General features: G+C 49.0%; 18 protein-coding genes. 5 read left to right on the top strand and 13 right to left on the bottom strand.

Annotated features, from left to right (window positions below; translation table 11 throughout):
* Positions 1 to 56: 56 nt before the first annotated feature.
* Genes LMG33818_RS08750 through LMG33818_RS08740 form a run of 3 tightly spaced genes read left to right on the top strand, consistent with a single transcriptional unit; the run spans position 57 to position 3,423 of the window.
* Positions 57 to 1,433 carry an aspartate aminotransferase family protein gene (locus LMG33818_RS08750; protein ID WP_442322995.1) on the top strand — a complete coding sequence of 459 codons (1,377 nt, stop codon included), beginning with the start codon at positions 57 to 59 and terminating at the stop codon, positions 1,431 to 1,433.
* Positions 1,433 to 2,509 (top strand): GNAT family N-acetyltransferase, encoded by a 1,077-nt coding sequence (locus LMG33818_RS08745; RefSeq protein ID WP_442322994.1) that lies wholly within the window; start codon positions 1,433 to 1,435, stop codon positions 2,507 to 2,509. Before LMG33818_RS08750 ends, LMG33818_RS08745 begins: the two co-directional genes overlap by 1 nt.
* Positions 2,506 to 3,423, top strand: coding sequence for an arginase family protein (locus LMG33818_RS08740; RefSeq protein ID WP_442322993.1), 918 nt, complete (start codon positions 2,506 to 2,508; stop codon positions 3,421 to 3,423). Before LMG33818_RS08745 ends, LMG33818_RS08740 begins: the two co-directional genes overlap by 4 nt.
* A 131-nt stretch (positions 3,424 to 3,554) precedes the next feature.
* Here the strand turns inward: LMG33818_RS08740 and LMG33818_RS08735 are convergent, their stop codons facing one another.
* From LMG33818_RS08735 to LMG33818_RS08725, 3 genes are read right to left on the bottom strand one after another with little or no spacing between them, the layout of a single operon-like run.
* Complete coding sequence (locus tag LMG33818_RS08735) at positions 3,555 to 3,977, bottom strand: Rid family hydrolase (RefSeq protein WP_442322992.1); 423 nt, start codon at positions 3,975 to 3,977, stop codon at positions 3,555 to 3,557.
* Positions 3,978 to 4,018: 41 nt separating this feature from the next.
* Entirely contained in the window at positions 4,019 to 5,356 is a 1,338-nt protein-coding gene (locus LMG33818_RS08730; RefSeq protein WP_442322991.1) for an alginate export family protein, read from the bottom strand.
* A 55-nt stretch (positions 5,357 to 5,411) separates the two neighbouring features.
* A complete protein-coding gene (locus tag LMG33818_RS08725) occupies positions 5,412 to 6,842 on the bottom strand; it encodes an APC family permease (RefSeq protein ID WP_442322990.1) in 1,431 nt (476 codons plus the stop codon).
* Between the two features lie 342 nt (positions 6,843 to 7,184).
* Here LMG33818_RS08725 and LMG33818_RS08720 point away from each other — a divergent pair, with 342 nt between their 5' ends.
* On the top strand, positions 7,185 to 8,324 hold the full coding sequence (locus LMG33818_RS08720; RefSeq protein ID WP_442322989.1) for an ornithine cyclodeaminase family protein: 1,140 nt from the start codon (positions 7,185 to 7,187) through the stop codon (positions 8,322 to 8,324).
* Between the two features lie 22 nt (positions 8,325 to 8,346).
* Positions 8,347 to 9,639: an NAD(P)/FAD-dependent oxidoreductase gene (locus LMG33818_RS08715; protein WP_442322988.1), complete on the top strand. Its 1,293-nt coding sequence runs from the start codon at positions 8,347 to 8,349 to the stop codon at positions 9,637 to 9,639.
* A gap of 43 nt (positions 9,640 to 9,682) precedes the next feature.
* Here the strand turns inward: LMG33818_RS08715 and LMG33818_RS08710 are convergent, their stop codons facing one another.
* From LMG33818_RS08710 to LMG33818_RS08665, 10 genes are all read right to left on the bottom strand, one after another.
* Complete coding sequence (locus LMG33818_RS08710; RefSeq protein WP_442322987.1) at positions 9,683 to 10,594, bottom strand: helix-turn-helix domain-containing protein; 912 nt, start codon at positions 10,592 to 10,594, stop codon at positions 9,683 to 9,685.
* A 231-nt stretch (positions 10,595 to 10,825) separates the two neighbouring features.
* A complete protein-coding gene (locus LMG33818_RS08705; protein ID WP_442322986.1) occupies positions 10,826 to 12,166 on the bottom strand; it encodes a DegT/DnrJ/EryC1/StrS family aminotransferase in 1,341 nt (446 codons plus the stop codon).
* Between the two features lie 24 nt (positions 12,167 to 12,190).
* Positions 12,191 to 12,601: a DMT family transporter gene (locus LMG33818_RS08700; protein WP_442322985.1), complete on the bottom strand. Its 411-nt coding sequence runs from the start codon at positions 12,599 to 12,601 to the stop codon at positions 12,191 to 12,193.
* A 93-nt stretch (positions 12,602 to 12,694) separates the two neighbouring features.
* Complete coding sequence (locus LMG33818_RS08695; protein WP_442322984.1) at positions 12,695 to 13,060, bottom strand: EamA family transporter; 366 nt, start codon at positions 13,058 to 13,060, stop codon at positions 12,695 to 12,697.
* Entirely contained in the window at positions 13,057 to 14,010 is a 954-nt protein-coding gene (locus LMG33818_RS08690; protein ID WP_442322983.1) for an alpha/beta hydrolase, read from the bottom strand. The genes LMG33818_RS08695 and LMG33818_RS08690 overlap by 4 nt, the downstream gene beginning before the upstream one ends.
* Complete coding sequence (locus LMG33818_RS08685) at positions 14,007 to 14,765, bottom strand: MtnX-like HAD-IB family phosphatase (protein ID WP_442322982.1); 759 nt, start codon at positions 14,763 to 14,765, stop codon at positions 14,007 to 14,009. The genes LMG33818_RS08690 and LMG33818_RS08685 overlap by 4 nt, the downstream gene beginning before the upstream one ends.
* Positions 14,758 to 15,741 carry an HlyD family secretion protein gene (locus LMG33818_RS08680; protein WP_442322981.1) on the bottom strand — a complete coding sequence of 328 codons (984 nt, stop codon included), beginning with the start codon at positions 15,739 to 15,741 and terminating at the stop codon, positions 14,758 to 14,760. The genes LMG33818_RS08685 and LMG33818_RS08680 overlap by 8 nt, the downstream gene beginning before the upstream one ends.
* A gap of 23 nt (positions 15,742 to 15,764) precedes the next feature.
* On the bottom strand, positions 15,765 to 16,487 hold the full coding sequence (locus tag LMG33818_RS08675; RefSeq protein ID WP_442322980.1) for an ABC transporter ATP-binding protein: 723 nt from the start codon (positions 16,485 to 16,487) through the stop codon (positions 15,765 to 15,767).
* Positions 16,488 to 16,557: 70 nt separating this feature from the next.
* Positions 16,558 to 17,694 carry an ABC transporter permease gene (locus tag LMG33818_RS08670; RefSeq protein WP_442322979.1) on the bottom strand — a complete coding sequence of 379 codons (1,137 nt, stop codon included), beginning with the start codon at positions 17,692 to 17,694 and terminating at the stop codon, positions 16,558 to 16,560.
* Complete coding sequence (locus tag LMG33818_RS08665) at positions 17,691 to 19,103, bottom strand: efflux transporter outer membrane subunit (RefSeq protein ID WP_442322978.1); 1,413 nt, start codon at positions 19,101 to 19,103, stop codon at positions 17,691 to 17,693. The genes LMG33818_RS08670 and LMG33818_RS08665 overlap by 4 nt, the downstream gene beginning before the upstream one ends.
* Positions 19,104 to 19,127 lie beyond the last annotated feature (24 nt).

Below are 19,127 nucleotides of genomic sequence, written 5' to 3'. Positions count from 1 at the left end.
AATGGACGAAATGAGCGTATCATATGTGATACACATTACGATTAGGTGTTTTGTAGATGGCTATTGATGAAAAACAGTTGCTTCAAGATGAAGCTAAATACTGCTCCTTTGGAGATACGGTTCACTATGTGAACCCTCCCAAGATTTTTACCGATTGTGAAGGCAGCTACATGTATGATGATCGCGGTACTGGTTACCTCGATCTTCAGATGTGGTACTCCGCCGTCAACTTCGGATACAAGAATGAGCGTCTTGATAACGCGATGCGTCATCAGCTGGATACACTGCCGCAAATTGCGAGCCAGTATCTGCATCCTTCAAAAATCGAGCTGGCTAAAACCATCGCAGTGGATGCCAAAAGCAAGTGGGGCCTTGATGGCCGCGTCCACTTCAACGTAGGTGGTGCACAGGCGATTGATGACTCTCTGAAAGTTGTTCAGAATGCCAAGAATGGCAAGAGCCTGATGTTTGCGTTCGAAGGTGGCTATCATGGTCGTACCCTGGGGGCATCCAGTATCACCTCCAGCTACCGTTACCGTCGTCGTTTCGGTCATTTCGCCAACCGTGCGCAGTTTATCCCCTTCCCGTATCCTTTCCGTCGCCCTAAAGGGATGACGCCTGAAGAATATGCTGAGTCCATCGTTCAACAGTTCGCCCGTAAATTCGAGAACGAATATCACGCCGTATGGGATCCGAAAGCGCAGGAAAGTGAATATGCGGCCTTCTATATCGAGCCCATTCAGGGTACAGGCGGATACGTTGTCCCACCGGCGAATTTCTTCACTGGGCTGAAAAAGGTCCTCGATGAATATGGCATTCTGCTGGTAGTGGACGAAATCCAGATGGGGTTCTGGCGTACAGGTAAACTGTGGTCAGTAGAAAACTTCGGCATTACTCCCGATATTCTGGTCTTCGCCAAGGCTCTGACCAACGGTCTGAATCCGCTGTCTGGCCTGTGGGCACGCGATGAGCTCATCAACCCCAGCGTTTTCCCACCGGGATCCACACACTCAACCTTCGCCTCCAATCCTCTGGGTACGGCTGTTGGTCTTGAAGTCATGAAAATGACTCATGAAGTGGACTTTGGTAAGCAGGTACGTGACTCAGGTGCTTACTTCCTTGATGGTCTGCGTGACTTGCAGAAACGTCATCCCGAGATCGGTGATGTTGATGGTCTTGGATTGGCTCTCCGCGCTGAAATTTGCCAGGAAGATGGTTTCACACCTAACCGTGAGCTGTTGGACCGTATGGTAGATATCGGCCTGTCAGGTGATCTCGAGTACAAAGGTCAGAAACGTGGTCTGGTTCTTGATGTAGGTGGTTACTACAAAAACGTTATCACTTTCGCACCATCTCTGATGATCACTCGTGAAGAAATCGACGAGGCTATGGTACTTCTGGATCAATTGATCACACGTGCCAAGAAAGTGTAATGTCAAGTCCGGTCTCAATTCGTAACTCGCTGGAACCAGCATCTTTGGTTGATTGCTTTGAGACCTACCCTCCCGAAGGATTCAACTTCCTTCGGGGGGCTGCAGCTCCAGCTTTTGATGCTCCTTTCAATTTGCTAACAACTGCCGATGACGAATTACTGGAAAAGCTTTCCCGTTTGCCCGGTTATCAATGGTGGTCCAGTAAGCTCAATATCAAGACAGCCTTTGTTGGAACGACGGTCAGTGAATATGCATTGCTGCCCCTTCAAACTCCCCCGGCTGAATTGGCCAACCAAGTGCGTCAACAATTGGGTAACCAGTATACGTTATGCATTATCAAGGATATTCCGTGGGACTCCCCCCTCTTGTCGCAAGAGGATAATGAGTATGCCAACAAGCTCGTAGCGGCATGCAAGAGAGATCATTATTTAGTGATTGATGGCCAGGCGTTATCTTTCGTCCCCATCAACTTTCCTGATATTGAAACATATCTGCAACGCCTTAAGAAAAGTTCACGTCGATATATAAAACGTCGTCTGCGCAATCGGGATGAAGTGCAGGTGATTGAGCGGCATACCGGATCATATTTCAACGACGAAACACGTATTGATCATTACTATTCGCTCTATAAAGCCGTTTATAAGCAAAGTGAAATCCACTTTGACTTATTAACCCGTGAATTCTTTTCAGCTGTTCTTAAAGATGAAACCTCAAAAGGTATCGTGTTCGAGTATCGTCATCAGGAAACAGATAAACTTCTGGGATGGAATCTTTGCTACGTTGAAAACAACAAACTGGTTGATAAATACATAGGGCTTTCCTATCCTGCTGCGAGAGACGTCAGTTTGTATTTTGTCAGCTGGATTTATAACCTCGAATATTGCTTGAAGAACGGTTATAGCCACTATATTGCGGGTTGGACAGATCCCGAAGTCAAAGCCATGCTTGGGGCCAGTTTTACCGGTACACGTCATGCGGTGTATATACGTAACCCATTGCTAAGAAAGCTACTGGGGCTGTTCAAGAACAGAATCTCCCCTGATAGCCAATGGATTGAGGGAAATACCCCACAATGACCAGCCCATTATACTCGCCTGTGGTTTTGGATACTGACGATTCAGTCACCGCCCTTGAAAACGAAACGCGTATTCCTCTTTCTTCAGAGTGGCGCGAAGCCATACGCTTTGGTAGCCGTTCCAGTACCTTTCGTCACCATATCTCGGAAATGACGGCGAACATGCCCTCTTTTGATCAGCATGGGTGCGTCTTCATGGGCTCGGGTGATTTCCACCATTTGAGCCTGGCGCTGGTGGAACGTTGCATTGCCTCGGTAAAGCAGCACGAAAACCGTGGGGTGCGCCTTGTTATCCTGGATAATCATCCGGACAATATGCGCTTCCCCTGGGGAATCCACTGTGGCTCATGGGTTGCCCATGCAGCAAAACTTCCGGGTATCGAACATATTCATGTCATTGGTATCACCTCAGGTGATCTTGGTCTCGCGCACGCATGGGAACACCATTTATCGGCACTTTACAAAGGCCGAATTACTTATTGGTGTCACGGCGTTGATACACAATGGGCACACCGTATAGGTCTGGGAGATCGCTTTCGCCAGTTCGACACCATGGAAACCCTCGTATGCGCGGCATGTGAGCTGTTAAAGACGCAGGAGCTACCCACCTATCTTAGCATCGACAAGGATGTGTTCTCCCCCGATGTGGTGCATACCAATTGGGATCAGGGTCAGCTTACACGTGCCCAGTTCGATGACATACTGGCCGCCTTGAAGGGAACCGTCGTAGGTAGCGATGTGACCGGCGAGGTATCTACATGGCGTTATAAGGCAGCCTGGAAACGTTGGTTAAGTGCTGCCGATGGGCAGCATACGGATGAGGCATCGGACGAACTGGAAAGCTGGCAGGAAGAGCAAAATCGCTTCAATGATCATATTCTTGAGAAACTTTCCGAAGCCTATACCCGCTCGTGATCACCGAGGGGTATGCCACATCATCAATGCTGATTGATCCGCCACCCTATCCTACCTGTCCATTATTCTATCCCACCAGACGTTTGGACTTCTTTACCAGGCCTGGTGGAATATTGCCCGAGGCCGAAAAATCAGCGTCCCAGCTGAACTCTTTTCGTTTCTGCTTGCCCGGCCCCTCTGTAGGCGGTGACTTCCATTTCAAACTTGTACACCGTTGACCCAAGCGGAGGACACGTTGCCGTCATGGCCGGATCGATACCGTTGAATTCTGCACCAATCACTTCCATAACGGCTGGAACGTCATCCGGGTTCTGAATGAATAATCTTATCGCGATGGCATCTTGCAAAGATGCTCCAACGCCTTTCAAGGCTGTTTCGACATTAATAAAAACCTGAGCAATTTGTTCATTCAGATCATCGGATATCTCTTTAGTGACAGGGTTTCTCCCCGCAGTATTGGACACATAAATCCAGTCATCCACACACACTACACGAGAATAACTGGCTCCCCGCTCGAATTTTGAGCCCGTTGTTGCTTTGATTAGTGTTGTCATTGCAGTTATTACCCAATATGAAATCAATGAAAAACAATCAATTAAAAATTAAAACCGACCAGTAATTGTGTATAAATATTCGCATGTGAACTGCCTAACTGGGACCCACCCTCGCTCGCGCTTTTATGGGGGGAGTAGCGCCCAATCAAAGGCATCACCCACCAGTGTTTATTAATCACCCAGTTCGCATAGAGATCCCATTCCGTGGCATCCAGATTTGGCCCGGACCGTTTATTAATCGTGTTGAATCGATAGCCCAACAGGCCTAGTGTTAGAGCCTCATTAGGCGTTACGGTCAAACCTATCTGCTGGATACGCGCATTTGAGTTAAAGGGGCCTGCGTAGTTGGACGCGACCTCACCCTGGAACCACGTACCCAGAGCACGAGTATCGCCGTAGAAGAGAGGATCATATCCGGAAGAAAAACGACTGAACCGGTAGCTGATGTAAGGTGTCCAGGGAAGCTGAGAAAACGTCCAGCCTGACTCAACATACCAGGCACTTTGCTTTTTGTGTGTCGCGGCCCCGGTATCTTCGTAAGCATATTGAGCTGAGAGAAATAGTGGCTTAACGCCGGCATTCCCCTGACCACGCACGGAATAGACTTTTGTGTGATCTCTATCAGGATACAGCTCACTGCCATAATGCCTGCTGTCATTAAAAACGTTGATATAGTCAAATCCCAACGTTCCCTGATCAGCGACATGTTCAAGCGTACCCACAAACATTTGCGGCTTTGCTTGTGCAGCATTATTGGATTTCAGCCACATGAGATCTCCACGCCATCCCATGCTACCACCCAAGCGCACAACAGCGGTGTTGGCAAAAGCCTTGCGGGCTGCCAGATAATAAGCCCCGCCACGATTCAGCGATCCATTCAAGGCCCCTTTCCCAAAGTTGAGTGAATCGCCTGCAATCAAAAAGCCATCGCCCACCTGAATGCTTTGCCGTCCGGCAGAAACGTCAATGCCATCCTCTCCAAGGAAAGGAATTAATGAGCCGGATTTCCACCCAATGAAAGCTTCCTCCAGGCCCGTATCATGCTCATGGCCATTGGTGAAATGTGCAGCATCTCCCTGTCCTAGCGTAGTACTAGTGGTCCAGCTTAACTTCTCATATAACGAAGATTTATTTCGTCCGAACAGATGATTCAGCCCCAGGCCATAGTTGATATAACCTTCTTGCCAATCGCGGGCACTATCCGCACTTGCAATTTGTGAATACCCTTTTTGGCTGTGAAATGCGCCTACCACACCATTTATATCAAGGTTAAGCGTGGTCGCAGGACTCTCGAAAAGGGTATAAGCATGTGCATGTGTCACTACCGCTAAAGAAGACATGAATGAAATAATAACGCTAATACGCATATTCAATTTCATGATGGCACCCAAAAGAAAAGTATTATTGTTGATATATTTAGGGTTATTTCAGTAATTAATGATTATGTAGCTCTGTCAGCGGGGTATTGCTTCTCTTTCCGAAGAAAGATGCAAAAACACCTCCCAGCAGCCCCGCACCAATTACCAGCCACGGTAGGCTCATCACCAGAAGACCTTTACTCCCTGTCAGTAACCCCAGATTGGAGACCAGTAATTCCCAAGCAGTCACAAGCCCAATAAGCGCTAATATGGGTAAAAAAGTCGTAGTCATTAATGAATGGGGGTGTGCAATTCGCCGAAAAAAGACAACGGCCGATACCATCACAAGTATTTGAACAGTGACGATAGCCAATACCGCCAAGGCCGACATGAGAGGAAAAACGAAAGCATATGGATCAGAATGAAGGAGAGAGAAAACGATGATGATGGCAAGTACGATACCTGCCTGAACGTATCCAGCAATGTAGGGAGACCCATGGCGGACATGGATTTTACCCAACACCCGCCAAGCATTAACGCGTTGACCAAAAGAATAAAAATAACGGTTTAATGTATTATGAAAGGATAATAAACAGGCAAATAAGCTGGTTAATAATAAAATATTCATGACTTCAACTGACCAGTCTCCCAAGAGGGCGCGGGCCGCATTGAAATAAAAGTTGTCGAGTGAAGAAGCGGCAATATGTTGAACGTTGGAAACACCGTAATACTGTACGATAGCCCATGTTGACAGCGCATAAAAACCGGTTATCAGCAACACAGCAATATAAGTGGCACGTGGAATGGTTTTCTTTGGGTTTTTAGCTTCTTCAGAGAAGATAGCGGTCGCTTCAAAACCTACATAAGCCCCCAATACAAAAACCATGGATGCTCCCAATCCTGGGGTAAACACTTCCGATGGACGGAATCCTGCCCAGCTAATGCCTTGGGGATGCCCCCCTTTCAATACAATGGCGATGTCCAGAAATAGTAATATCAGGAGCTCCCCGATCATACAGAGGCCAAGGATTCGCCCTGATACTTCGATGTTTCGCATTCCCAACAAAATAACAGCAGCCAATGCGACCAAGGCACATAGCCACCATGGGCAATCGATACCGAGATGCCCAATTACACCGGACATGAATACACCAAAAAGCGCATAGATACTTAACTGGATGGCGAAATAGGCCACTACCGCAATGGTGGCACTGGCGCATCCCATTACCCGGCCCAAACCACGTGTGACATATTCATAGAATGCCCCTGCCTGCTCGATATAGAGAGACATCGTCGTAAATGGACGGGAAAAGAGCAGATAAAGAATGCCGGCAATGATAAAGGCTCCGGGGACACCCGCACCATTGCCGAAGGCAAATGCAGGAGGTGTTGCGCCCACTACAGCTGTCATGGGAGCCGCAGCAGCCACAACAAAAAAGACAATATGAGCCATGCCAATGGAACCTTTGCGCAATTGCCCATGAGCATTTTTATTATTCTCAGACATTACACAATACCTCTCCTGATAGATGCGCCCCTCTCTTCTTTTATTTAAATAATGAGAGTCAATCCAAGATTTTAAGGGCATTGGTTATTATTAAATAACGCATATTTTTCTATATTTATAAGCCTTTTCAGTGTTTGAGATATCCGCCATTTCCGCAATACGTATTCTTTCCTGTTGCCGATATGTGCTAGCACATATCGGCAACAGGCATGCAAATACCTTGAAGCAGTTATTACTTCTCACCACACTCACTGAAGTAAAAACTGTGAGCGGTTATGCGTGCGTTAACCATGTTTTCAACGTGAGCAGTACGACAAAGTGAGATAAAACAAGGCGATAAAAATGTCTCTAAATACAAAAATAGATTTTATATATCTTTCTGAACCCGACATGATTCGTGCGGGTGTTACCAACATGGCATCTTGCATCGATACCATGGAAGAAATGTTCGCTTTGCTTTACCAAGGGGACTACCGGATGGCCGGCCCGAATAGCGATTCGCATGGTGCCATGGTCACTTTCCCCGAAAACTCGCCGTTTCCCACAATGCCAAAACCTACAGCCGACCGCCGTTTTATGGCAATGCCTGCTTATCTGGGAGGCAATTTTCAAACCTCGGGCGTCAAGTGGTATGGCTCCAATATAGAAAATCGAGATAAAGGGCTCCCCCGCTCCATCCTGATGTTTATACTCAGCGACGCCGTCACCAGTGCACCCTTGGCCTTCATGTCTGCCAACCTTCTTTCTGCCTACAGAACAGGGGCCATTCCCGGTGTGGGTGCACGTTATCTGGCCCGCAAGGAAGCTCGGGTTATTGGCTTATTGGGCCCGGGAGTCATGGCGAAAACTTCATTAAGTGCCTTCATTGCGGAGTGTCCTCAGCTGGATACCTTAAAGATAAAAGGCCGCAGTGAAAAAAGCCTTGTGGCGTTCATCGATTGGGTGAAAACCCATTACCCACAGATCCATACAATCCACGCGGTAGACAGCATTGAAAACGTCGTACGCGATGCTGATATTGTCGCCTACTGCACCTCTACGCCTACCGGTGACCCTTCACTTTATCCCGAATTACGCAGGGAATGGATTAAGCCCGGCGCTTTCTTGGCCATGCCTGCGGCATGCAATATGGATGAAACCATGGCGGGGCCGGGGGTTAGAAAGGTCATGGATAACACACGCCTTTATGAAGCCTGGTATGAGGAAGTTCCTAAACCTGCCCACATGCATATTCCATTGGTGGGCGTGCAATTTATGGACATGCTTGAGAGTGGAAAAGTGGCACGAGCAGAACTCGAGGATTTGGGCGCGATAGTAGCTGGAGCACAACAGGGACGTCAGAATGAAGAGGAAGTCATCATCATGTCAGTGGGCGGTATGCCTGTAGAAGATGTGGCCTGGGGCACCCGTATTTACAGGAATGCGCTTGAGCACAATATCGGGGTTCCCCTCAACCTGTGGAATAGCCCGGTATTACACTAAATTCAATCGAAGGATAAATAAGATGGCCCCTCAAACACGTCCAGTAACTACATCTGATGTCATCCCTCGAAGCACAACTGTTGTTATCATTGGGGGAGGGATAGTAGGGCTGACAGCAGCTCTCAATCTTGCAGAACGGAACATCCCTGTACTAGTGATAGAAAAAGGGCGAATTGCTGCGGAACAGTCTTCCCGTAATTTGGGTTGGGTCCGAAAAACCAATCGTTTGCCTGAAGATATTCCTCTCTCCCTCGCGGCGGACACACTATGGTCTCAGATGGCAGAAAGAACCGGGCATGACGTGGGTTATCGTCAGGCGGGGATTGTCTTTGTTGCGCGTAATGAACAGGAAACACAACAGCAACAGACCTGGCTAAATAATGTAGAGTCGCTTGGGTTAGACGCCACATTGCTGTCCAGCAGGGAAGTTGCAGAACATATCCCCGGTAGTCATGAACCGTGGGCTTCTGGACTATACACCCCGAGTGACGGGTATGCCGAGCCCACATTGGCAGCCAGTGCGATAGCCGATGCCGCTCAGAAAAAAGGCGCCGTTATTGTTGAGCACTGTGCCGTGCGTACGCTGTCGACACAAGGTGGCAAAGTCTCGGGCGTTATTACCGAACATGGGGAAATTCTCTGCGAACAGGTACTCCTTACTGGTGGATTATGGTCTCGGCGCTTTCTCGGTAATCTGGGTATCTCCCTTCCCACCCTCCCGCTGGTATGCTCTGTCTGTAGAACAAATGCGCTAGATGGCCCAACTTTAAGTGCGGTGGGTGCATCGGATTTCTCTTTCAGAAAACACCGGGATGGGGGCTATATCGTGACTCAACGAGGCAAGCTGGATGCGCCTTTGACGCTCGATCACCTCATCCTGGGAAGAAAATATCTTGATGCGCTAAAAACACAACGCGACTATTTGAATATATCGTTGGGGGCATTCACTTGGGAGGATCTGCTGAGGGCACGGCATTGGACAAAAGACCACATCACTCCCTTTGAGAAAGTGAGGACGATGGACCCTTCACCCAATGAGCAATTAAATCGTCAGGCCATGACGAATTTAACCCATGCATGGCCTCAATTCTCTTCAGCATGGATAAAGGAATCGTGGGCTGGAGTAATTGACGTTACTCCTGATTCCAACCCTGTCATTGATACTATCGATCAAATGAGTGGCCTGACCATTGCAACAGGCTTTTCCGGTCATGGTTTCGGAACATCACCGGCGGCAGGTCAGTTGGCAGCGGATCTGGTGAGTGGCATGCCCCCTTTGGTAGACCCTTCCCCCTATAAATTCAGCCGATTCTGACTTCGATTGCGGCAGATTACAGATCAGGAAAATGGAACGTTGCTCAGGCATTATATTCTGCCTGAGCACGCTTTATCGTCTGACTGGGTGTCTCGGAAAAGTGCTGCTGATAAATGCGCGTAAAATAACTTTGATGAAAGAACCCCTGTTCCGCCGCTGCCGATATGACCGTGGTAGGCTGTTCTGAACTCAGTAGCCGACGACGTACGGCATTCAGTCGCAGCGCACGAATATAGTGCAACGGCGTACAGTTTGCCTCCGACTCAAAGCTATACTGCAGCGTCCTGCGGGAGATTTTCAATTGCCGACACAGCTGCATCAGGGAAGGAGGTGCATGAGGAGATGCTTCGATCATCGCCTGGCAATGATCAACGATATAACGGCGTGTCCCATAGTAAGACTCATCTCTGTCCATGTTGCATTGCTGTTCAAGCAGCAATGCAATGCCATCTTCGATTTTTCGCATGAAAACATCATATAAATTCTCTTCGACAAAATGTTGAGTCCGAACGTAATCCGTCAACGCCTGCCACTCATTCTTTACCAGTGTGAATGTCTCCGCATCTATCGAAAGTACACGCATTTGATGAGCATTGTGTCCCAGAAAGGGATATTTCTGACGTTCAACCGACAAGATCAGGACATCGTAGTTGGAAGGTGCATATGCGCGAAACGAGTGTGCATGCGGGAAAAGTGACAGCGCATTGTTTTTGAAGAGTCCGCCCTTGGTCTGCACGAGGGGAATAGCAATGTGCTGCTGATGATCAGGAAAGTGGATTTTCTGGGTAACAGCAAGATTGGCCTTTTCACGAAACAAACGAAGCTTACCCCACCGAATATCTACGGTTTGCCCCGAATAAAAACCTGCTTCAAGCTGACAATATTCTTGCTGCCAATCCTGAAGTCCATTGGCATGTTCTGTTACGTCGAGAAATGTTTGTAAGGAAATATGCATAATCAAGACTCTTCTTGATAATGTCTAAACCAAATACATCAGCATTATTTATCTTAGGCAATATTCAGGCCAACACGTCTTCTTGGACTGGGTATCCAGGAACATGAATATTCAAGACCATGACATTTAAAACAAATGGCACAGGAAAGCGCACGAGAGGGTCTTCTCAGGCAGGAAGTGGATAATTGTGTAAATCAGGCACAGGAAAAGGTGATGCTCCAACTCTATGATTTAACTTGCCTTTGTCACTGATATCGCTTTCCTGATAAGCGAGCACAGCGCTTCAAAACGCACATCGGTCATCCATGGACTATTACTGATAACCACCATTCGGGAAGCGATTTCACGAGCACCGGGAAAATCATCAGGCGCGGCATCAGCAATGATATCGCGATATGCCTCATAATCAGGCATAGCATGCACAAACATGAGGCTTGTTCCCAGACCCGCGCCCCAACTTCGCTCTATCAACCAGTCACGCGCTTTATTCGAAGGCATCAGAATCATGATGAATGGCCATGCCCCTTCTGCTTGTATCTCAGTATGCGTTGACGCTTCTGTCGTTGCTATCGCTTCAGCCATAGTCTGCTGGAGGTGGTCTCCATAAACATGAATACCTTCCAGCTGAAGCAACCTGTGATAACGTTCTTGCCCCTGTTGGCGCAACTGGTGAAGCCATTGAGGCAAACGCTTGAGCGCGTGATAACCTATTGTTTTGCGTATGGAACCAACTCGGTGTAGTGGTATATCGCGAGAAAAGTCATCACCCGCCGCATCAATCAAGTCATTGTGTGCCAATGCCTTGCGGACCGGACGCGCATAAACCCAACGTAACAAGGCAGGCCGATAAACAACCGTGTAGGCCAGCAGCTCAAAGGTACGCTGCCAATCCCATACATAACCACGCAAACGCTGGCGCCAATGTGGGGGGTGATATTGGTGGAACAAGCGAGCTCGACACTCGGCAAGCAGGGCGGGTGTTTTGGAAACGAGAACACCCCCTTCAAAGAGAGTAAGCCCTTTCCCGACTGCCAGGCTGAAAAAACCGATGTCGCCTGCCAACCCAACACTACAACCATCGATTTTAGCACCCAGTGACTGAGCGGCATCTTCAATCACCCAAGCCCCTGCAGCGTGTGCTATTTCTACAGCAGGCAAAACTGCGCTGACCCTACCCCCATAATGGGTGGGAATCACCGCCAGCGTATTGGCGCCACACAATCGTTCAAGAGCTTCCAAATCGAAATTGAATGTCTCCGGCTCAATATCACATAACACCGTTGTGAGGCCGCAATGAGCAATAGCCAGCGGAACAAGTGGGCAAGTGTAGGCAGGCACTATCACGTCAAGCCGTTCTGGTGCTCGGGCCATCAGGGCTTCCAGCGCCGCCACCAGTGCCGCTGTGCCGGAACATGAAACCAATGCTTCCCCGACACCGATGAACTCAGCCAACGCTGATTCAAGGTAAGCAGAGGCTGGGAGCCAATCAGAAAGCTGAAGAGGCAAGCCTGCAGTAGGGGGCGGTTCACGCCGGGCGTTATATGAAGACACGCTCTTCGGGGAATAGGTCATTCAGGGCGCCTGTCAGGTCACTCATTATATTTTGGAAGGAGAACCATCAGCTGAAGAAGGACCTTCTTCCTGGGTTTCGCTCACAGCCAGGCAACAGATACCCCCTATGATCAGCAAAGCCCCAACTCCTTGTGTCCAATGGAAGGGTTCGCCCAAAAAAATAATGGATACAAAGATAACCGACACAAGTTCAAGGTGAGATGCGGCGAAAGCAGGGCCAATAGGAGCATGCTTAAGGATGGTCATCCAAGTAAAGAATGAACCTATATACCCCACAAAAGCGCCATAAATCCATGGATATCCGAAAAGGCGATCCAACCATGCCATGGACAGATCAAGTGGCAATGCATGATCACCCGCCAATTTGAAACTCACCTGCGCCAATGTATCAAATATCAACAGTACCAGGAATCCAAGCAGATAAAAGCGTTTCATGTTCTGGGGTTATTACCTTTTAAAATTTACTCGGCCTTTTCAAACTATCGATGTCAAAAGCATCCAGTGCCAGGCCCAGGTTCTTGATGATATTTATGTCTGAATACTGACAACGGCAACACCCGCTGTGATCAATAATATTCCAATCACACGCATCGGCGTCAGATGTTCCTTAAACAGGATGCGCCCAAGAATCATGATGCCAACAATATTGATAGACCCCAACAGGACACCCAATGAAAGCGGCACCAGTGACAGGAAAGCAACCCAGACAAGAAATTCGACAACATACGAAATAATACCGATCCAGAGCCAGGGCCGCGATAGCATGTTTTTCCATCGCACTAGCCCATCTCCGGTGTCAGGGTCACTGGCTGCCGCCTTGAATGCCAGCTGGCCACAAGAGTCAAGCACTACGTTCAAGAGCCATAATAGAACCCATAAACCGCCATGGCTCATGATGATTTTCTCCGAACGACCAACGGGTCTGCAGCGATCGAGGTTACAAAGTCAATCGTTGCTGAAATGACTTCACGGCGGTCACGATCCACCGTGATCATGTGATAACTATTATTCAGAATCACTACGGTGACAGGTGCATTTTTGGCCTTTTTGAGGATAGTCAATGCATTGTTCATGGAAGAAATATCATCATGGCGCGCGTGCATGACCAGACAAGGTGCTTCCACCCTATCAAGCCGACGTTGAGTGCGATGGGAAAATTCCATCATTTCAGCAACAGACCACCATGGGTTACCCGGTAGCCCTGCTTCGGAGCTATCACCACTGTTCATGCTTTTTACGAGCCGGGCACGCAAGGATTCATCCATTACTCCGTAGGGGAAGTGCTCGTAAAATACTCGATCGCGCGCGAATCCCATTTTATAAATAACGGGTAACAGAGCAGACATGGGAATTGTCCACTTGGGAATACTCCAACCATCATGTTTGAACGTGGTTGATAAGGCCATCACGCCATTGACCAAATCAGGGCGGTCTGCTGCCAATGCAAGGGAAAGTACGGCACCCATGGACAAGCCACCAACGACGAGCCTATCGACATGCTGCATGAGATGCTCGGCACCCTCACATACACTGCGCAACCAATCCTCCCAATGGGTCGCCAGCAAGTCTTCCATAGTACCGCAGTGTCCAGCCAGCTTGACCGCAAACACAGTAAATCCGTAACGATTTAAACCTCGCGCAAGAATACGCATTTCATTGGGCGTACCGGTAAGCCCATGGATAAGTAAAACACCCGTACTCGCATGTTCCCCTTCTCCAGCCATCCAGATTTCATATTCCTGTACCCAATCAGGAACAACCCCATTTGCTTCGGGGGTATCGACACCCTCAACGAGATGATCCTCAGTGTCATATGAGGTATCCGAGGAAACATGCTCACTCATACCATCAGTTCCTGCGATTGATTCAACACATTATCTTCAATGGCGCTCCATGCCTGATCAAAATCATTGAAAGGCTGAAAAGCGATATCACGAGACTGACAGTAATCGATCAGTTTTTTCTTGGCCAGAACAAGATCCGCGCGTTCGGAGACACAATAATCCGAGCTACCATCTCCGATGTAGCATACCTTTTTGCCCACGTTATGCGCTTTACGATATGTAAGACATTTACAATTCGCACTGGGGCAAACAGAATTTTCCCATGGGGTCTCGAGATGCCAACGGCGCTCACTATCCCTGACGAGGTGGTTGGCAATGATTTGCAACCCGGTAATACCCGCACGTTCGAACAGGTAACGAATGGCATAATCCAACCCGTCACTCACAACCTGAATCGCAATATTCATTCGTTTGGCATGCTCAACAAATCGAATAAAACTGGGATCAAGTTCGATATTATCAAGGCATCGGTGAAGATCAGTCGTACTCATGTCGAGCAATGCAATTTGTCCTCGCATACACTCTTTGGAACCGATCTCGCCACGTTCCCAATCTTTTTCAAAGGCTTCCCAACCGGGAACCCCGTAATGCTCAAGCAACGTATCAGTCACATCCTGACGGCTGATAGTGCCATCGAAATCACACTGAATGACCCACTCGCATGTGATATCTTCACTTGCAGGATCACACGCTCCTACGGCCTCATAATAATTATCTGTAGCCTGACATGACAATTGTGAATGTCTGCTAGTCATAGAAAGTCACCATCACATTTTGTCCCACACGTGCATGCGCGGGGCTGTCAAAAGCCAGGATGCAATCCACAACCTGAGCAGTTCCCACCTGAGAACTGTCCTGCAGTGTGGCATTCACGTACACAGGGCTCACATTGACAACATGAGCATTAGGTAATGTGTCCTGAGAGATCGCGCCATCCATATCAGATACTATCGACGCTTTCATTCCCGGCTTTACTGTATTTACAAATGCAGCACTCAATTCGGCCCGCACAATAAGAGGGCGAGCAGGCAAAAGGGTCATTGCGGTAGCGCCCGCCTCCAGATAAGCCCCTTGCTGGGTAGCAACACGAACAATGGTGCCGCCTACAGGAGCCCTTAAAGCAAGTTGTGCATTTTGTGCTTTGGCTGCATTCAACTCGGATTGAGCTACTGACAATGAACCGCTGGCCTGTTGAGCATCCGCTTGTGCATTCAAATATTGTTGCTGGGCATCGTCCGCTACCGAATCGTCTATAGCCCCTTGTGAGGCGGCAGCTTCAAGTCTGGAAGACTTGGCACGTAGCTGTGTCAAACGATGCGCCGCCGTTGCCTGTTGCTGTTTTGCCAATGCAAGGCGTGCCTCAGCTACTTCTATATTACTGTTAGCTACAGCATCATTTTGGGCAAGGAGCAATGCGCCTTTCTGAACGCTGGCTCCCTCTGTTACAGGAAGTTGTGTCACTACACCGCTCCCTTCTACACCCAAATGGATCAAACCACCCTGAACGTCAATGCGTCCACGAGCCATGGCCACTTTATTGCCCAATGAAGAATCAGCGGTGTGGGCACCCCCTGGTTGGGAGTTCATTAGTGACGTATTACCCGATACGGCATCATGGGATGTGCCATTGTCCGAGTTTGAACTCGCACTATGGGAGCAACCCAGCAGGGCAGCGGGCACTACGGCCAGGATCAAACCCCACAATACTGTGCGAAAAAATCCTTTACTCACGTTTTTTTCAATCGTTTTCTTCATTACTCAGGACTCTGGCTCCGGTCATCGGAAATATGACCATCTTCCATTGAAACCACACGATCAGCGCGGTTGATCAATCGTGGATCATGGCTGACGCACAATACAGTAGTGCCTTGTGCATGCGCGAAATGCTGGAGAATTTTCACAACACGCTGCCCATTTTCGGCATCCAATGCGCTCGTTGGCTCATCAACAAATAAAAGTGATGGTTTTTTTGCAATCGCCCGGGCAACGGCCACGCGCTGTTTCTCACCACCAGATAACTGTGCCGGGCGCATGTTTGCTCGATGCAACATACCCACCTCTTCCAGGGCCTGCCGGGCAAGCGTCAGACTTTCCTTGCGAGACAACCCCAAATAGCCCAATGGCAATTGGATTTGTTCCAAAGCCGTCAAGGCAGGAAACAGATTGAATCCCTGAAACACGAATCCGGTATGCCGCAAGCGAAACTTCTCGAGTTGACGCCGCTTGAAGCCGGTAAGCTCTTGGCCTAAAGCAAACACCTTGCCACCATCCGTGGCCTGTAATCCCGACATCAGTGATAGCAGCGTACTCTTGCCACATCCTGACGGGCCAGAAATCAGCGTTAGCTCGCCCGGAAAAACAGAAAGTGATAGTCCCTGCAATACAGGAACTTCCACAGAGCCCGACATAAATGCCTTGTATACCTTATCCGCAAGCAAGGTAGGTTCAGGAAGTGCATTTTCGGCCATGTTACTCATGCGTTTACACCCTGTTTGGTTGCCCGTTGCGTTGTCTGTTGAAAGGATGACATTGTGTTTTTCCTCATTGTCAGCGCAACAGGATAGCGGGGTCAGTCCGACGAACACTGCGTAACGCCAAGCCACTCGACATCAACGCCATCAATACAACCAGCACCACACACCCCAAGGCAGCCATGGGGGTCATGTTAACGGGGACGTTCTCATGACTGGCGATCAGCAACAAAATTGTACTTACAACAGCTGCCAGTAGTAGGCCTACTAGCCCGACAAGACACGACTCTTCGATAATCACCTTGGCCAGGGCTCCTCGGCTGGCCCCCAGGGCATTCAATGTTGCGTACTCACGCATGGAACTAGAGACTACAGAGGCAAAAGACTGATTCGATATAATGGCTCCCACCAAACAGACGATAATCGCCATGAACATGACAGCCATCCCGGCACCGGTATCGAAAAACCAGTAATTTTGCGAGTCACTGGAGAGCTGATCTGCCGTCCAGACTTGCAATGGCCCGCCGATATTGCTTTTCTGCAGCCTATGTTGCAATGCATCGATATCCACATCAGGCTTGGTTTTTGCCAGATAAAAGGTTGCATCGCTACTTCCGGACACGTCCCCGACGATCTCCGCCGTCTCCAGGGAGCTGATGATATTCACTCCACCGAGCCCCCGCATCCCCGAAACAGTGCCGACGACAAGCACACGATGCCCATTTATCCATGCATGATCCCCCACTCCTTTTATACCCAAAGAATCGAGATCATTTCTATCGACTATCACACTACCCAATTCAGATAAGCGTGCACGCTTATCTGATGACAGGATTTTGGAGAACATCATGGCATTCGGCGAAACACTGATACCTGACAGATAAATCGTCGTACTCCCTGAATTGGGAATCGTATTACGCCAATCACCATCCACCCAAAGAAAAGGTTCGGCCTGCTCCACTTCAGGAGCCATCAACAGGCGTATTTTCGCATCAGGCAAAATATTATTACCCAGACTGACACTTTGCGTTCCCGGCGAGCCCACCCATATATTCGCAGAGGAAGCATTCACATACACTGCCGAACTTTCAAATATCCCCAGAATCAAGGCCGTTTGTGCTGCCAACATGACACCAACAAAACAGACAGCCAGTACAACAGGCAAAAAGCGCCGCCATTCATGAATCAATGTTTTCCGAGCGAGCGAGATCATGGCGTATCCCGTAGGCTCAATTGATTATACGGCGCCCCACCCAATGCCTTGTATAGCGCAATAAAAGCCAATGTACGCTCGCTATTTGCCAACATCCGGGCACTTTTCGCTCTCAGCGTATCTATTTTCGCGTCCACCAAATCATATTGGTTGGCGTACCCCAATCCGATACGTTTTTGGGTGGTGCTCACACGGTCATCATTGATCTTTTGAATGGCAGATAAATCATCTGACCTCTGCTGGGCATAACGCATGGAAACCAGACTTTTTTCCACTTCGGACTCCCCGGCAACAACCGCTTGCCGATACCCCAACAATGCCGCTTTCAGGTCACGCTTGCGGGTATTTCTTTCATCAATACGTGCCCCCCAGTTCCATAGCGGAATATTAATGGTGGGGCCAATGGACGGTGTCATATCACTACTACTACGCCGGTCATCAGTCAGGTTATAGGAGTATAGAATCGATCCACCCAGATTAAGCTGGGGATACAAGGCCGCTCGCGCGATACCCAGTTGTGCAGCTGCTTTCATGACATTGGCTTCAGCCGCCAATATATCCGGACGGGTACGCAGCATATCGGCAGGCACCGCATCCAGTGTATAACCTGCAGGCAGGACGGGTGGCTCCTGTATGGTACTCCAGCTCGGATCCGGCTCGTCACGCCCCAATAAGGCAGCCAATGTGTGCTCCGCATGGGACACTTCCAATTGCGATGATGCCAATGCGGCTTGCGTCTGCAACTGTTGTATCTCAAGTTGCTGGACTGCATCGCGAGAGCCGACACGGCTATTGATCCGAACTTGCCCCAAATGAATCAGTTGCGTTTCGTAGGCCAATTGTTGCTTCAATAACGCTGACTGCTGATTGGCAACGCCCAAATTCAAATACGCCTGCACTACCCCTGCGATAACAGATACCATGGCAGAATCACGTTCACTGATCGCTGTGCGCAAATCGGCTTCAGCGCTCATCTGTTGGCCCTGATAGCTCCCGAACAGCCCCAATTCCCATGTCACATCCAGGCTGACATGGTAAAAAGAGTTACGTGCCCGGGCATCCTCTACAGGCACACCATTGGCGCTTACATCAGGCAAATACAGATCATGCAGGTGACTACTGGTATTTCGAACCCCGGCCAAACGCTCGGTTGCCTGCTGAATGGTCAGATTGTGTGAAAGAGCAGTATCGACAATCCCATTAAGTCGGGAATCATTAAAGACCTTCCACCAGGTGCGGAGATCGGCGTGCACCGTGCCATTCCCGGTTTGTGTTTGCCAGTAGCGCGCTGTTTGATCAGGCAGCTGAGGCAGTTTGACAGGCATACAGCCAGCCAAAGAGGCACAAAAAAGGATACAGACCAACAGAGCGGAACGCGTCTTGTTGGCGCTATAAAAGAAGCTGATCATTAAAATTTACTTAATCGATTCATA

It is taken from the genome of Cernens ardua (assembly GCF_051251085.1).
Lineage (GTDB): Bacteria > Pseudomonadota > Gammaproteobacteria > Pseudomonadales > Halomonadaceae > Cernens > Cernens ardua.
Note: the sequence above shows the minus strand (reverse complement) of the source record. Positions and strands in the feature narration are given on the sequence as shown.